Origin of the sequence: Kitasatospora sp. NPDC051705 (genome assembly GCF_044453265.1) — a bacterium.
Lineage (GTDB): Bacteria > Actinomycetota > Actinomycetes > Streptomycetales > Streptomycetaceae > Kitasatospora.
The window spans coordinates 112,813-128,619 of record NZ_JBITCO010000014.1 but is presented as its reverse complement, the minus strand read 5'-3'; the positions used below and the strand labels follow the sequence as shown (position 1 = coordinate 128,619).

13 protein-coding genes and 1 pseudogene are annotated in these 15,807 nt (G+C 74.1%); all 14 read right to left on the bottom strand.

Going from position 1 to position 15,807, the window contains the following annotated elements:
* Positions 1-1,857: pseudogene (locus ACIA8Q_RS19790) on the bottom strand (hypothetical protein); the annotation flags it as partial.
* Positions 1,858-2,361: 504 nt separating this feature from the next.
* Positions 2,362-3,627, bottom strand: a complete 1,266-nt coding sequence (cbiE, locus tag ACIA8Q_RS19785) for a precorrin-6y C5,15-methyltransferase (decarboxylating) subunit CbiE (protein ID WP_360208806.1) — start codon at positions 3,625-3,627, stop codon at positions 2,362-2,364.
* A 181-nt stretch (positions 3,628-3,808) separates the two neighbouring features.
* On the bottom strand, positions 3,809-4,480 hold the full coding sequence (locus ACIA8Q_RS19780; protein WP_360208803.1) for a GNAT family N-acetyltransferase: 672 nt from the start codon (positions 4,478-4,480) through the stop codon (positions 3,809-3,811).
* Between the two features lie 196 nt (positions 4,481-4,676).
* Complete coding sequence (locus ACIA8Q_RS19775; protein ID WP_360208800.1) at positions 4,677-5,498, bottom strand: MetQ/NlpA family ABC transporter substrate-binding protein; 822 nt, start codon at positions 5,496-5,498, stop codon at positions 4,677-4,679.
* A gap of 90 nt (positions 5,499-5,588) precedes the next feature.
* Positions 5,589-6,317, bottom strand: a complete 729-nt coding sequence (locus tag ACIA8Q_RS19770; protein WP_360208797.1) for a methionine ABC transporter permease — start codon at positions 6,315-6,317, stop codon at positions 5,589-5,591.
* Entirely contained in the window at positions 6,314-7,339 is a 1,026-nt protein-coding gene (locus ACIA8Q_RS19765; protein WP_396317498.1) for a methionine ABC transporter ATP-binding protein, read from the bottom strand. Before ACIA8Q_RS19765 ends, ACIA8Q_RS19770 begins: the two co-directional genes overlap by 4 nt.
* Before the next feature lie 565 nt (positions 7,340-7,904).
* On the bottom strand, positions 7,905-8,408 hold the full coding sequence (locus tag ACIA8Q_RS19760) for a GNAT family N-acetyltransferase (protein ID WP_360208791.1): 504 nt from the start codon (positions 8,406-8,408) through the stop codon (positions 7,905-7,907).
* 393 nt (positions 8,409-8,801) lie between these two features.
* Positions 8,802-9,059, bottom strand: coding sequence for a hypothetical protein (locus ACIA8Q_RS19755; protein ID WP_360208788.1), 258 nt, complete (start codon positions 9,057-9,059; stop codon positions 8,802-8,804).
* A 107-nt stretch (positions 9,060-9,166) separates the two neighbouring features.
* Entirely contained in the window at positions 9,167-10,591 is a 1,425-nt protein-coding gene (gene argH / locus ACIA8Q_RS19750; protein ID WP_360208786.1) for an argininosuccinate lyase, read from the bottom strand.
* 159 nt (positions 10,592-10,750) lie between these two features.
* Complete coding sequence (locus ACIA8Q_RS19745; protein ID WP_360208783.1) at positions 10,751-11,299, bottom strand: arginine repressor; 549 nt, start codon at positions 11,297-11,299, stop codon at positions 10,751-10,753.
* A gap of 23 nt (positions 11,300-11,322) precedes the next feature.
* The gene (locus ACIA8Q_RS19740) at positions 11,323-12,528 is read right to left on the bottom strand and encodes an acetylornithine transaminase (RefSeq protein ID WP_396317497.1); all 1,206 of its coding nucleotides are present in this window, start codon (positions 12,526-12,528) and stop codon (positions 11,323-11,325) included.
* On the bottom strand, positions 12,525-13,400 hold the full coding sequence (argB, locus tag ACIA8Q_RS19735) for an acetylglutamate kinase (RefSeq protein WP_360208943.1): 876 nt from the start codon (positions 13,398-13,400) through the stop codon (positions 12,525-12,527). Before argB ends, ACIA8Q_RS19740 begins: the two co-directional genes overlap by 4 nt.
* 127 nt (positions 13,401-13,527) lie before the next feature.
* The gene (gene argJ / locus ACIA8Q_RS19730; protein ID WP_360208940.1) at positions 13,528-14,682 is read right to left on the bottom strand and encodes a bifunctional glutamate N-acetyltransferase/amino-acid acetyltransferase ArgJ; all 1,155 of its coding nucleotides are present in this window, start codon (positions 14,680-14,682) and stop codon (positions 13,528-13,530) included.
* Positions 14,683-14,696: 14 nt separating this feature from the next.
* A complete protein-coding gene (gene argC / locus ACIA8Q_RS19725) occupies positions 14,697-15,725 on the bottom strand; it encodes an N-acetyl-gamma-glutamyl-phosphate reductase (protein ID WP_360208777.1) in 1,029 nt (342 codons plus the stop codon).
* Positions 15,726-15,807: the final 82 nt, after the last annotated feature.

Sequence of the window (15,807 nt, the reverse complement as noted above, 5' to 3'; positions counted from 1 at the left end):
CTCCGGGACCTCCTGCACCGCAGGGGCCTCGGCCGACTCCACCGACTCCACGGCCTCGACGACCACGGGCACCTCGGCGGCGGCCTCGACGACGGGCGCCTCACCCTCGGCGACGGGAGCCGCCTCGGGGGCGGACTGCGGTGCGGCGCCCTCGGCGACGACCTCGGCCGCGGGCTCGGCGGCGACCTCGGCCACGGCCTCGGGGGCCTGCTCCACGACCGCCTCGGCGACGGGCTGCGCCTCCGGGACCTCCTGCACCGCAGGGGCCTCGGCCGACTCCACCGACTCCACGGCCTCGACGACCACGGGCACCTCGGCGGCGGCCTCGACGACGGGCTGGCCGGAGGGCATCTCCCCGGTGCCGGCGGCCGTCTCGGCGACGGCCTCGACGACCGGCTCCGAGGCGGGGGCCGCGGTCTCCCCGGCCTCGACCGGCTGGGCGGCCTCGACCGGCTGGGCGGCCTCGACGGGCTGGGCGGCCTCGACCGTCTCCACGGGCTGAGCGGCCACGACCGGCTCGGTGGCCGCTATGGGCGCGGGCTGCGGTGTGGCGGCCTCGTCGGCCGCAGGGTTCTGACCGACCGCCTCGACCGGGGGCAGACCGTGCGGGGGGGGCGCGGCGAGGAAGGCCGAGATGCGGCGCGGCTGGCCGGCCTGGGCGGCCTCGGCCTGCTCGGCGGGCTCGGTGGCCGGCGCAGCGGCGGGCTCGGTGACGGCGGCGGCCTCGACGGCGCCCTCCGCCACGGCGACGACGGGCTCGGCGATCGGCTGCACGGCCTGCGCCTGCTCGGCCGCCACGGCCTCGACCGCGTCGACGGCCTGGGCCTGCTCGGCGGCGGCCGGCTCGACGACCGACTGCTCGGCGACCGGCTGCTCGACGGCGGCACCCGCGGCCGACAGGACGTCCGGCAGCTCGACGACCTCGACGACCTCGATCGCCCCGACCGTCTCGACGCCCAGCAGGCCCTCGACCGGCTGCCCGGCCAGCGGCACCTGCTGGTACTGCGGGACCTCCTGGGCCACCGGCGCACCGGCGGCCGGAGCCGTCGGCGGCACGGACACCGGGACGGCCTGCGGCGCGGTGGCCGGCACCGGCGCGACGGGCTCGGCCGTCGGCGGACGGCCGACCACCGGGATGCCGTGCGCGGGCGTGCCGCCCTGCGACGGGCCGCGGTCGGCGAGCGAGCGGACCGGGACCTGGCCGGTCATCAGCGACGGGTCCGGGATCGGCGGACCGGCGTGCAGCGGGCGGCGCGGCGGCTGAGCGGCCGTCATCTGGTCCTGCGCCTGCGGCTGCAGCGGCGCGCCCTGGAGCGGCTGCTGGGACTGCTCGGCGCCGAGCACCGGCGGGTCCAGCGGCGGCCAGGACGGCTCGACCGGCATGCCGTCGTGCTGCGGCGCGAGCGGCTGCTCGCCCCAGGAGCCCTGCGGGCCGGGCATCAGCAGGACGTCGTCCTCGTCGTCCAGCCCGTCGGGCTGGTCGAGGAAGTGGAAGGCCGGGCGCGGGGCGCCCTGGTCGGCGCCCCAGCCCTCGACGGGCACGCCGGGCATGCCCGGGGCCGGAACGCCGGGGGCCTGCATGCCGGGGGCCGGGACGGCGAATCCGGGCGCGCCCAGCGGCTGTCCCATCGCCTGGCCCACCGGCTGGCCCTGCGGCGGGATGACACCCGCACCGGGGGGCACCGCACCGGGGAGCCCGTGGCCGGGTGCCGTCGGGTTCGGGATCACGCCGCCGTCGGTCGCGACGCCCTGCAGGGGTGCAACGCCCGCGGCGCCCTCCGGTCCGCCGAGCGGGTCGGGCCCGGCGTACAGGTGCTCCGGCAGTCCCTCGCCCGGGACGTGGCCGCCATCGGTCATTGTCAAAGCTCCTTCCAGGCCGCTGCCGCGCCCTTGGCGACACGATCACCGACCGCAGCGCCCATCCGCACGGGCCGGGCCTGCACCGACCCGCCCCTCAACCACACGCGGCCGCCGCGCCGTGGCGCTGCGGCCCAAGTCCTTCCGGCGCGCTGCGGCACCCCGGCCCGCGCCGTCCTCGGAGGACGGCGCACCATCTGAAACAACGACAACCCGGAGCAACCGGCACGACCGCACCGGACCCTACGGCATTCTCCAGGTCCGGCACGCGGCCCGTCGAATCGCCCACACTCCGGGCGGTCCCGGCCTGCGCCACGTCAAAAAGGCGACAAACCGACCCGATCGGGCGGGTCGCCGACCGCCGCAGCCGTCCAGGACGCCACACTACCGGCCCGGCGCCGTCACCTCTCGAATCATTGTCCGGATGCGACCTGGATCACCGCCCGGGCCGGGCCGCGCGGGGCGCCGGCCGCACAGGACCGGCGCCGGACGGGCCCAAGGCCTTCACGTGATCTGCTCACCCCAGAGCAGCAGCACGCCCTCCTCGCCCGACCCCGGCAGCAGGCCGCCGCCGGGGCTCCAGGCCGGGCGCAGCGGGGTGGACTGCAGCAGCGCGCCGTCCGCCCGGTAGCCGGCCTCGGTCATCGCCCGGTGGACCTCCTCGGCCTCGCCGAGGCTGCGCGGCACCGCGACGAACCGCTCCGGCCTGCGGGCCAGCACCGCGCGCACCACCTCGGGGTCCGACGACTCCACCACAGCCGCGTCCGGCTCCGGCAGTCCGCCGAGCACCTCGGGGCCCTGCCCGTGCACCGTCTCCACCTCGACGCCGTAGCGGCGGGCGTTGACGGTCAGCCGGGCGCAGGCGGAGCGGGAGGCCTCCACCGCGACCACGGCGGCGCCGAACCCGGCGGCCTCCACCGCGAGGGCGCCGTTGCCGGCGCCGACCGACCAGACCAGGTCCCCGGGACGAGCACCCAGACGGGCCAGCACCAGGGCGCGCACGTGCGCGGGGAGCGCGTTCGACGCGCCCGGCTCACCCTCCGTGCGCCCGGCGCCCGCGTAGGCGTCGCCGGGGAGCGCCCAGCCGCGGTCAGCGCCGGGGAATCCCACCGGGCGCCCCGCGAGCCAGCCGGCCGCCCCGTCGACCGCCCCGGCCTGGGGGCCGCCGTTGCCGCCGATCACCAGGACCACGTTCGGGTCGCGCCAGCCGTGGTCGGCGATCCGGTCGGAGGTGAGGACGGTGACGTCCTCGTCCGGTGTGCCGAGCGCCTCGCAGACCACGAAGGTCCGGTGCACCCCGCGGAGCATGAGGGCCAGTTCGCCCGGCCCGGCACCCGGCGCGGTGAGCACCGCGACCTTGGGGTGGGCGCGGCAGATGTTGGCCGCGCGGCGCAGCCGCCCGCCGTGGGCGCTGACCACCTGGGCGTCCTCCCAGGGCATCCCGGCCCGGGCGAAGGCGGCGGCGACCGAGGAGACCGCGGGCAGCACCTCCAGTTCGAGGCCGTACTCGGGGCGGCGCAGCGCGCGCACGACGCCGAAGAAGCCGGGGTCGCCCTCGGCGACCACGACGGCGGCGCCGCGGTGCTCGGCGATCCGCCTGGCGGCCTGCGGGATGTTGCCGAGGGCGATCCGCTCGGCGGCCTCCGGCACCGGCAGGGCGCCCAGTTGGTAGGGGGCGCCGGCCACCAGGGTCGCCGCGGCGAGGGCCGCGCCGGCGGCCTCGGTCAGCGGCGTGCCGTCCCACCCGATGACCGTGATCCGGTCAGCCATCTGCGGCCGTTCTCCCTCGACTCGGTGCGCCGACAAACCACGCCGAACTGCGGCGCCGGAGGAAGGTTACCGGGTGTGATCCCCCTGCCGCCGACATCTCGCACACATGTCCGCGCCGGACGGCCGCCGGACGGCCGCCGCACCGGCCCCGGAGCGGCGCACGGGCGGACGGGCGGGCGGCTCAGTCCCGCAGCACGTAGCGCTGGTCGCCGTGCCGGCCGCCCCGGTGCGGCTCGGGCACCTCCATGTCCTCCGGCAACAGGCTCCACAGGATCAGGTCGCTGCGGCTCTCGCCCCCGGCCCGGCGCCCGGGCGGCGCCCCCACGCCCGTGTCGGACTCGCCGGACTCGCCGCGCACTATCCAGGCGCTGCGCAGCACTCCCTCACTGATCCCGCCGATCTTCTGGGCGACCTGCTGGGCGGAGGTGTTCCCCGCGGCGGTGCGCATCTCCAGGCGCAGGAAGTCGCGGTCCTCGAAGAGCCACTGGGCGACGCCGAGGACGGCCTCCGGGGCGTAGCCCTCGCCGCGCGCCCAGGCGGCGGTGACGTAGGAGATCTCGGTGGTGCGCAGCCGCCAGTCGGTGTTGCGCAGTTCGACCAGGCCGACCAGGCGCTGGGTGAGGTGCTCGGTGACCGCGAGGACGATGCCGCGGCCGGCGGCCCGGTGGGCCGGGGCGAGGGTGCGGGCGAGCTCGACGGCGTACGCCTCGGTGAAGGGGTGCGGCAGGTCGGTCCAGGTGACGACGAGGTCGTCGGCCATCATGGTGGCGAGGCCGGGGGCGTCGTCCTCCGCAAGGGGACGCAGCAGCAGCCGTTCGGTGCTGATGGCGGTCTCGGGGAAGCTCGCTGCCATGCCGTCTCTCCTCGCCGGGTCGTGGACACAACACCGTACGCCTCCCGTGCGCCCCGGGTATCACGCGGTGCGCCGCCCGCACGACGGTACGTCAGAACGCCTTCGGCGGCGGCGTCCCTGGTGCATACTGCCCGACCGGGCCCCCGCCGAGGTGCGGCGGGGGCCCGGTCGGACGGGGCGCGGATCGGTCCGCGGCTCAGAAGGCCGGGATGACGGAGCCCTTGTAGGTGTCGTCGATGTACTTCTTGACCTCGGCGGAGTGCAGCAGCTCGGCAAGCTTCTTGACCCGCGGGTCGTTCTCCTTGCCCTTCTTGACGGCGAGGATGTTGGCGTACGGGTTGCCGTCGGCCTTCTCCAGCACCAGCGCGTCGGTGGCCGGCTTCAGGCCGGAGTCGAGCGCGTAGTTGCCGTTGATGACGGCCGCGTCGAGGTCGGCGACGGAGCGGGGCAGCTGGGCGGCCTCCAGCTCCTTCCACTTGAGGTTCTTCGGGTTGCCCGTCACGTCGGCCGGGGTGGCGGCGGTGGTGACGCCCTCCTTGAGGGTGATGAGCTTGTTGTCGGCGAGCAGCTTGAGCGCGCGGCCCTCGTTGGTGGCGTCGTTGGGCAGGCCCACGGTGGCGCCGTCCGGCAGGTCGGCGATCGCCTTGACCTTCTTGGAGTAGAGGCCCAGCGGCTCCAGGTGCACCGGCTCGACGGAGACGATGTCGGTGCCGTGCTTCTTGTTGAAGTCCTCCAGGTACGGGACGTGCTGGAAGTAGTTGGCGTCGGCCGAACCGTCCTGCACCGCCGTGTTGGGGGTCACGTAGTCGGTGACCTCCTTGATGTCGAGCTTGAGCCCGGCCTTGTCCGCGAGGTTGTCCTTGACGTACTTGAGGATCTGCCCGTGCGGGGTGGGGCTGGCGACGACCTTCAGCGGCGCGTTCGGGTCCGAGGAGGACCCGGAGCTGCCGCAGGCGGCCAGCGAGAGGGCGAGGCCGGCGGTGGCGAGGATGCTGGTGGACTTCAGGACGTTGCGCACGAAAAGTGCCTTTCTGCGTGATGCGGGGAGCCGCGTCCGGAGATCGGACGAGGGAGGTCTTGGGGGCGACGGGGCCGGGGGCGGGGCCGCCTAGGAGGCGACGAGGTCCTCGTCGGGGGTCGTCCGGGTGCGGCCGAGCAGCCTGGTCCGCCCGCCGTCGCGGCCGCGGTGGGCGAGCCGGCGGACGGCGAAGTCGCCGATCAGCTGGACAGCGGTGACGATGATCACCAGCTCGGCCACGATGACCCACATGAAGGCCGTCTCGAAGCGCTGGTAGCCGTAGTTGACGGCGAGGGTGCCGAGGCCGCCGCCGCCGACGGTGCCGGCCATCGCGGAGTAGCTGATCAGGGTGATGACCGTGGTGGTCACCGAGGCCACCACGCCGGGCAGCGCCTCGGGGAGCAGCGTCTTGCGGACGATCGTCCAGCTGCTGCCGCCCATCGACTGGACCGCCTCGACCAGGCCGCCGTCGACCTCGCGGATCGAGGTCTCCACCAGGCGGGCGAAGAACGGGATGGCGCCGATGGTGAGCGGCACGGTGGCCGCCTGCCAGCCGATGGAGGTGCCGACCAGCCAGCGGGTGAAGGAGATCAGCGCGATCATCAGGATGATGAACGGCACCGAGCGGGCCAGGTTCACCACGAAGCCGATGGACTTGTTGACGAAGCGGTTGGCCAGCAGGCCGCCCTTGTCGGTGAGCACCAGGAGGACGCCCAGCGGCAGTCCGAGCAGCACGGTGAAGAACGTGGAGACGCCGACCATCTGGAAGGTCTCGCGCGTGGCCGGACCCATCAGGGCCCACATCTGGTCCCAGGTCATGCCACCGCTCCGTCCACCGCGCCGAGTACGTCCACCTGCAGGCCCTGCTCGCGCAGGTAGCCGATCGGCACCACGTTGTCCTGGTGGCCGCCGGACAGTTCGACCCGCATCCGGCCGACCATCCGGCCGGCGATGGTCTCGACGGCGGCGCCGAGGATGTTGATGTCGATCTGGTAGGTGCGGGCCAGCTGGGAGACGAACGGCTGGGCCGAGGTGTCGCCCTGGAAGGTGATCTCCAGCACGGTGGAGCCCGCGTGGCCGGTGCCGAACTCGCTGAGCGGGAACAGCTCGCGGGCCAGCTCGGAGCCGGGCTTGGCGAGCAGGTCGGTCAGCTCGCCGGACTCGACGACCCGGCCGCCGCGCATCAGGGCGGCGGAGTCGCAGACGGACTTGATGACGTCCATCTCGTGGGTGATCAGCAGGACGGTGAGGCCGAGCTGCTGGTTGAGGTCGCGCAGCAGCTTGAGGATCGAGCGGGTGGTCTCGGGGTCGAGCGCCGAGGTGGCCTCGTCGGAGAGCAGCACCTTGGGGTCGCCGGCCAGGGCGCGGGCGATGCCGACGCGCTGCTTCTGGCCGCCGGAGAGCTGGTTGGGGTAGCTGCCGGACTTGTCGCCGAGGCCCACCAGGTCGAGCAGCTCGGAGGCCCTGCGGCGGCACTGGGTGCGGTCCAGGCCGATGATCTCCAGCGGGAGCTCGACGTTCTGCTGGACGGTCCGCGAGGAGAGCAGGTTGAAGTGCTGGAAGACCATGCCGATCCGGCGCCGCGCCTCGCGCAGCTCCTTCCCGGCCCGGTTCTCGCCGCCGGGCAGGGCGGTCAGCTCCACGCCGTCCACGGTGACGGTGCCGGAGGACGGGCGCTCCAGCATGTTCACGCAGCGGATGAGGGTGGACTTGCCGGCGCCGCTGGTGCCGACGACTCCGTAGACCTCGCCCGGGCGGACGTGCAGGTCGACGCCGGCGAGGGCGGTCACCTCGCGGCCTCGGGACTGGTAGACCTTCGTGAGGTCCGTGGTGGTGATCACAGCTGCTTCCGTGGGTCGGGGGCGGGCGGCGGCGTCGACCGCCCGACCGGGTTGCGGTCGGCGGCTTCTACGGCGCTTCGCCAGGGGGATCCGGACCTGCCACCCCTTGATCGTGGCCGCTGGACGGCCGGGCCGCGCGACGGCGTGGCCCTTACGAGTCATCCGGGCGGAGTCGTCGTGGACGACCACCCGCCCGTGGACGGGCAGGCGGGAGGGAGGGGTGCGGCAGGCTGGGCGCGCTCGCACGGACGGGAGCGGCGCCGGGTCTCGCTTCGGGGCGCGAGGTGGGACACCCGGGAGGGGTGCCGGGGGCGGTGGCCCTCAGCAGTGACACATTCGACGGCACATGGCACGCTCACCTGCCGGCAGGGTGCCGGTGGGGGTCCATTTCGTCGTCGCAGTCATGTGAGCCAGTAAATCAGACCGGCCGAGGTGAGCCCAATTATTCGGATGCGCTGTCCGCAATGCGGACACACAACCCTGTGACCTGTATATATGCGACTCGGCGCCGCCTCCGGGGTGTCCGGATGATGGCGGCGCCGAGGAGGTCGGGCGAGCGGGAGGCTCAGGCGGTCGCGGCGAGCGGCGGCAACGCGGGCTTCTCCAGGTGCACCAGGCTGAGCCGGTCGCTGACCGCCTCGACCGCGGCCTGCCGGTAGCCCAGCCGCGCGTAGAGGCGCAGGTTGCCGAGGCTGCGGTGGCCGGTGAACAGGCGGTAGGAGGTCAGCGGGCGGCCGTCCTCGGCGAGGCGGCGCTCCAGCGCGTCCAGCAGCCGGCCGCCCAGGCCGTGCCGCTGCATCCTCGGGTGGACCACCAGTCGCCCTATCCGGCCGACGCCCTCGGCGTCCACGTGGCCGCGGACCGTACCGACCACCTCGCCGCCGAGGCGGGCCACCAGGACGCACTGCTCGGACAGTTCGGCGCGCAGGCTCTCCAGGCTCTGCGTCAGCGGCTCGATCGCCCAGTCGCCGTACAGCTCCGCCTCGGGCTGGTAGCCGAGGTACTGGAGCTTGAGGATCTGTTCCGCGTCCGCGGCGTCCGCCGCCGAGATGATCACGCTCATGCCCATGTGCTGGGGCCTCCCCATCGTCGTGCCCGGCGCGCAAACGTGAGGGTGTCGCACCGGATGCCCTGCCGGAGGTGTCCCGGCCGGGGATCTGCCCTGACCGGGGGTGGCGCACGAACGTACCAGCCGCGCGGCCCGGAAGTGGCCCGGGTCGACGGCGACGCGCTCACGCTCAGTATCCGAGTGATCGCGGCACCGTCAAGAGCTACGTTCGCCAGCGCTCTACCCGCGTGTCAGCTGCGCTCAACCTCCGCGGCACCGAGCGTGAGGAGCGTCACCCGGCCGACCAGGCCGTCGGCGCGGACGGGCTCCGGAGGTCGAACGGCCCGGCGGCGCGGACGGGGCGGCCGGAGCCGGCCGGGGACTCCACGCCCGGCGTGCCGCCCCCGCCGCGGTTCACGGGTAGCGCTCGGCGTGCAGGAGGACGCGCAGGCAGGCGAGGCAGCGGGAGCGGGTCGGGCCGATCGAGCCGCGCGGCATGGCGAGGCGCTCGGCGAGCTCCCGGTAGGTGGGCGGCGGGTCCTCCGCGAGGGCCGCGACCAGCTGGGGGCAGCGCCCCGGCAGGCCGGCCACGGTCTCGCGGACGACCCGGCGGCGGTACTCGGCGAGGTACACGTCCTCGGCGGAGGGGACGGGCGGAAGGGGGGTGCACACACCGTGCATGACGGGCCGGGGCGGGGCCGGTTACGCCCGGCCGGAGGCGCGGACGGCGGAGGGGCGCGCCGGTCGGACCGCCGCGCCCCTCGTCCGCTGACCGGTGGTCAGCCCCGGACCCACTCCTGCTGCCGCGCCAGGTCCGCCTTCACCTCGGCGAGCTGGACCGCGACGGCCGACGGAGCCGTCCCGCCGCGCCCGTTGCGGGCGGCGATGGCCCCGTGCACGCTGAGCACCGAACGGACCTCGGGCGTCAGGTGCGGTGAGATCGCGGCGAACTGCTCGTCCGTCAGGTCGGACAGCTCGATGCCCTCGGCCTCGCAGACCTTGACGCAGGCGCCGGCCACCTCGTGCGCGACCCGGAACGGCACGCCCTGCTTGACCAGCCACTCGGCGATGTCGGTGGCCAGCGAGAAGCCGGCCGGGGCGAGCTCCTCCAGCCGCTCCCGGTGCACGGTGAGGGTGGCCATCATCCCGGTGAACGCGGGCAGCAGCACCTCCAGCGTGTCGCAGGAGTCGAAGACCGGCTCCTTGTCCTCCTGGAGGTCCCGGTTGTAGGCGAGCGGCAGCGCCTTGAGGGTCGCCAGTAGGCCCGTCAGGTTGCCGATCAGCCGGCCGGACTTGCCCCGGGCGAGCTCGGCGATGTCCGGGTTCTTCTTCTGCGGCATGATCGAGGAGCCGGTGGAGAAGGCGTCGTGCAGCGTGATGAAGCCGAACTCCTTGGTGTTCCAGATGATCACCTCCTCCGCGATCCGGGAGAGGTTGACGCCGATCATCGCGGTCACGAACGCGAACTCGGCGACGAAATCGCGCGAGGCCGTGCCGTCGATGGAGTTGCCGACCGAGCCGCCCTCGAAGCCGAGGTCGGCGGCGACGGCCTGCGGGTCGAGGCCGAGCGAGGAGCCGGCCAGCGCCCCGGAGCCGTACGGCGAGACGGCCGTGCGGGCGTCCCACTGGCGCAGCCGCTCGGCGTCCCGGCCGAGGGCCTGCACGTGCGCGAGGACGTGGTGGGCGAAGAGCACGGGCTGGGCGTGCTGGAGGTGGGTGCGGCCCGGCATCGCGGTGTCCGGGTGGGCCTCGGCCAGGCCGACCAGGGCGTGCTGGAGGTCGAGCACCAGACCGCCGATGGTCTTCGCGTGGTCCCGCAGGTACATCCGGAACAGGGTGGCGATCTGGTCGTTGCGCGAGCGGCCGGCCCGCAACTTGCCGCCCAGGTCGGCGCCGAGGCGCTCGAGCAGGCCGCGCTCCAGGGCGGTGTGCACGTCCTCGTCGGCGACCGTGCCGGTGAAGGTGCCGGCGCCGACGTCGGCGAGCAGCCGGTCGAGGCCGTCCAGCATCGCGGCGAGCTCGTCGTCGGACAGCAGGCCGGCCTTGTGCAGGACCCGGGCGTGGGCCTTGGAGCCGGCGATGTCGTAGGGCGCGAGGCGCCAGTCGAAGTGGACGGAGGCGGAGAGCCTGGCCAGCGCCTCGGAGGGGCCGTCGGCGAAGCGCGCACCCCAGAGGCGGACGTCGGCGTTCTGATCGGCGGTCATCGCGTGGGCTCCTTGCACGGGGAGAGGGGTCGGTCGGGGAGGGGCGGATCAGGCGAGGTCGTACAGGTTTACGGCGATGGGCATAAGTATGCACGATGCCGTATGAAACACAAACCCTGGCCGGTGGATCACCGGCCGGGGTCCCGTGGCGTGCGGACGCTACTGCGCCTTGGCCTGGGCGAGTTGCATGAGGTGGTCGGCGAGCGCCTGGCCGCCGGCCGGATCGCGGCTGATCAGCAGGACGGTGTCGTCACCGGCGATGGTGCCGATGATCTCGAACACCTCGGCCTGGTCGATCGCCGAGGCGAGGAACTGCGCGGCGCCCGGCGGGGTGCGCAGCACCACCAGGTTGCCGGAGGCCGTCGCCGAGACCATGAGCTCGCCGGCCAGCCGGGCCATCCGGCCCTCGCTGGCCGACTCCCCCATCGGCGCGCGCGGCGTGCGGTCGCCGCCCTCGGCCGGGACGGCGTAGATCAGCGCGCCGTCCCGGTTGCGGATCTTGACCGCGCCCAGCTCGTCCAGGTCCCGGGAGAGGGTGGCCTGGGTGACCACGAGTCCGTCGTCGGCGAGCAGCTTGGCGAGCTGGCTCTGCGAGCGCACGGGCTGGCGGGTGAGCAGGTCCACGATCCGCCGGTGGCGCGCGGTGCGGGTCTGCGGCACCTGCGGCGACGGGCCGGCGGCGGACTGGCCGAAGGGGGAAACGGTCATGTGACTATTCTCCCGGACGGCGGTCAGCTCGCATCGGCCGGGGCGCTCTCGCGCACCGTCCGGAGGATGCCCGGCAGCGCGGCCAGGAAGGCGTCCGCCTCCTGCTCGGTCAGCACCAGCGGCGGGGCCAGCCGCACCGCGTCCGGGACGGCCGCGTTGACCAGGAAACCCTCCTCCTGCGCGACGGCCTGCACCCTCGCCGAGACCGGCTCGGTCAGCACGATCCCGAGCAGCAGCCCGGCCCCGCGCACGTGCGAGACCAACGGGTCGTCGATCGCCTCGACGCCGTGCCGCAGCCGCTCGCCCAGCTTGCGGACGTGCTCCAGCAGGCCCTCGGACTCGATGGTGTCCAGCACCGCGAGGCCGGCCGCCGCGGCCACCGGGTTCCCGCCGAAGGTGGTGCCGTGCTGGCCGGGGGTGAGCAGCTCGGCGGCCTCGCCGAAGGCCAGCACCGCGCCCATCGGCAGTCCCCCGCCGAGCGCCTTCGCGAGGGTGACGACGTCCGGTTCCACGCCCTCGACGGCCTGGTGGGCGTACCAGTGGCCGGTGCGGCCGACGCCGGTCTGGATCTCGTCCAGGACCAGCAGGGTGCCGGTGGCCCGGGTGATCTCGCGGGCCGCCCGCAGGTAGCCCTCGGGCAGCGGGACGGCGCCGTTCTCGCCCTGGATCGGCTCCAGGAAGACGGCCGCCGTCTCCGTGGTCACGGCCGCGCGCAGCGCCTCGACGTCGCCGAACGGGACGTGCGTGACGTCGCCGGGCAGCGGGCGGAACGGGTCCTGCTTGGCGGGCTGGCCGGTGAGCGCCAGGGCGCCCATCGTGCGGCCGTGGAAGGCACCCTGGAGGGCGACCAGATGGGTGCGGCCGGTCCGGCGGCTGATCTTGAACGCGGCCTCGTTGGCCTCGGCGCCGGAGTTGCAGAAGAACACCCGGCCGCCCTCCCGGCCGTCCAGCGCCAGCAGTCGCTCGGCCAGGGCGACGGTCGGCTCGGCCATGAAGAGGTTGGAGACGTGGCCGAGGGTGGCGATCTGCCGGCTGACCGCCTCGACGACCGCCGGGTGGGCGGTGCCGAGCGCGTTGACCGCGATGCCGCCGAGCAGGTCGGTGTACTCCTTGCCGTCGGCGTCCCAGAGCTTGGCGCCCTCGCCGCGCACCAGCGGGATCCGCGGGGTGCCGTAGTTGTCGGTGAAGGCGTGCTGCCACCGGCTGGTCAGTTGCTCGTTCGCGGTCATGCCAGTCCCCCGGTCACGGTCGGTTCGTCGTCCGGCACGACCATCGTGCCGACTCCCTCGTCGGTGAAGATCTCCAGCAGCAGGCTGTGCTGCACCCGGCCGTCCAGGACGCGGGCGGTGCCGACCCCGGAGCGGACGGCGCGCAGGCAGCCCTCCATCTTGGGCACCATGCCGCTGGCCAGGCCGGGCAGCAGCTCCTCCAGCTCGCTCGCGCCGAGCTGGCTGATCACGTCGTCGGAGTTCGGCCAGTCCTTGTAGAGGCCCTCGACGTCGGTCAGCACGACCAGCATCTCGGCACCGAGCGCGACCGCCAGGGCGGCGGCCGCGGTGTCGGCGTTGATGTTGTAGACGTGGCCGTCGGCGCCGCGCGCGATCGACGAGATGACCGGGATCCGGCCGTCGGCGATCAGCGCCTTGACCGCGCCCGCCTCGATGTTCACGATGTCGCCGACCAGGCCGATGTCGACCTGCTCGCCGTCCACCACCGCGTAGCGCTTGACCGCCGTCATGGTGTGGGCGTCCTCGCCCGTCATGCCGACCGCGAACGGGCCGTGCTCGTTGAGCAGGCCGACCAGCTCGCGCTGCACCTGGCCGGAGAGCACCATCCGGACCACGTCCATGGTCTCGGGGGTGGTGACCCGCAGGCCGTTGGTGAAGCTGGACTCCAGGCCGAGCCGGTCCAGCTGGGCGCTGATCTGCGGGCCGCCGCCGTGCACCACGACGGGGTGCAGGCCGGCGTAGCGGAGGAAGACGACGTCCTGGGCGAAGGCCGCCTTGAGGTCGTCGTCCACCATGGCGTTGCCGCCGAACTTGATCACGACGGTCTTGCCGTGGAAGCGCTCCAGCCACGGCAGCGCCTCGATGAGCGTCATCGCCTTGGGCAACGCGGTGTTGTTGCGGGCCTGTTCGCCCTTGGGTGCGATCTTCACGGATGTCCCTCGTCCGAGGCGGATGTCGCGCGGCGGGTCGGGTGGCCGGTCGGCCCGGGCCCGCCGCGGATCAGGTGGAGTAGGCGCTGTTCTCGTGGACGTAGTCGGCGGTCAGGTCGTTGGTCCACAGCGTGGCGCTCGCCGTGCCGGCGTTCAGGTCCGCGGTGATGACGACCTCGCGCCCGGACATGTCCACCAGGTCGCGGTCCTCGCCCACGCTGCCGTTCCGGCAGACCCAGACGCCGTTGATGGCCACGTCCAGCCGGTCGGGGTCGAAGGCGGCGGCGGTGGTGCCGATCGCGGCCAGCACCCGGCCCCAGTTCGGGTCCTCGCCGTGGATGGCGCACTTGAGCAGGTTGTTGCGGCCGATCGTCCGGGCGACGTCGACGGCCTCCTGCTCGCTCGCGGCGCCGGTGACGTCGATCCGGATGTCCTTTCCGGCGCCCTCGGCGTCGCCGATCAGCTGGCGGGCCAGGTCGGCGCTGACGGTGCGGACGGCCTCGGCGAACTCGGCCCCGTCCGGGACGACGCCGGAGGCGGCCGAGGCGAGCAGCAGCACGGTGTCGTTGGTGGACATGCAGCCGTCGGAGTCGATCCGGTCGAAGGTGGTGCGGGTGGCGTCGCGCAGGGCGGCGTCCAGGGCCGGGGCGTCCAGGTCGGCGTCGGTGGTGAGGACGACCAGCATGGTGGCCAGGCCGGGGGCCAGCATCCCGGCGCCCTTGGCCATGCCACCGACCGTCCAGCCGGCCGGGCTGGTCACCTGGGCGGTCTTGTGCACGGTGTCGGTGGTCTTGATGGCGATCGCCGCGGCCTCGCCGCCGTCCGCACCGAGCTCCCGGGCGGCCAGGGCGACGCCGGGCAGCAGGACGTCCATCGGCAGCCGCACACCGATCAGGCCGGTGGAGGCCACGGCCACCTCGCCGGCGTTCAGGCCCAGCTCCTCGGCGACCTTCTCCGCCGTGGCGTGGGTGTCCTGGAAGCCCAGCGGACCGGTGCAGGCGTTGGCGCCACCGGAGTTGAGGACCACCGCGGACACCTGGCCGCCCTTGAGCACCTGCTCGGACCAGAGCACCGGAGCGGCCTTGACCCGGTTGCCGGTGAAGACGCCGGCGGCGGCGAGCGCGGGGCCGTCGTTGACCACCAGGGCGAGGTCGGGAGCGCCCGAGGCCTTGAGGCCGGCGGTCACCCCGGCGGCGCGGAAGCCCTTGGCCGCCGTCACGCCCACGTCGGTGCTCTTGCTCACGGTGCGACTCCGTTCAGGGGAAGGCCCAGCTCCTCGGGCAGGCCGAGGGCGATGTTCATGCTCTGCACCGCGCCGCCCGCAGTGCCCTTGACGAGGTTGTCGATCGCGCTGATCGCGATGATCCGCCCGGCGGTGGCGTCCAGGGCGACCTGGACCAGGGCGGTGTTGGCGCCGTAGACGCTGCTGGTCTGCGGCCACTGCCCCTCGGGCAGCAGGTGGACGAACGGCTCGGCGGCGAACGCCTCGGCGTAGGCGGCGCGCAGCCCCTCCGCCGTCACGCCGGGCTTCGCCTTGGCGGAGCAGGTGGCGAGGATGCCGCGCGGCATCGGGACGAGCGTCGGCGTGAACGAGACGGTGACCGGCTCGCCCGCGAGCGGGGTCAGGTTCTGCGCCATCTCCGGGGTGTGCCGGTGCACGCCGCCGACCCCGTACGGGCTGACGCTGCCCATCACCTCGCTGCCCAGCAGGTGGGTCTTGGCTGCCTTGCCGGCGCCGGAGGTGCCCGAGGCGGCGACCACGACGGCCTCCGGTTCGGCCAGGCCGGCCGCGTACGCCGGGAACAGCGCCAGGGAGACGGCCGTCGGGTAGCAGCCGGGCACGGCGATCCGGTTGCTGCCCTTCAACGCGGCCCGGTGGCCGGGGAGTTCCGGGAGACCGTAGGGCCAGGTGCCGGCGTGCGCGGAGCCGTAGAACTGCTCCCAGTCGGCGGCGGCCCGGAGGCGGAAGTCGGCGCCGCAGTCGACCACCAGCACGTTGCCGCCGAGCGCCTCGGCGACGACCGCGGACTGGCCGTGCGGCAGCGCCAGGAACACCACGTCGTGGTCGGCCAGCACCTCGGGGGTGGTCGGCTCGAGGACGCGGTCGGCGAGCGGGATCAGGTGCGGCTGCAGCGCGCCGAGCCGGGTGCCCGCGTTCGAGCCGCCGGTCAGCGCCCCGATCTCCACTTCAGGGTGGCCGAGCAGCAGACGCAGCACCTCACCGCCCGCGTACCCGCTCGCGCCGGCGACGGCGACTCGCAATGCCATGGCGTTCCTCCTTGGTCGTGGCATGAATATACGCAGCACGGAACATCCATGCAAGGAGTATGTGCGGGAACCCCGATTGGTA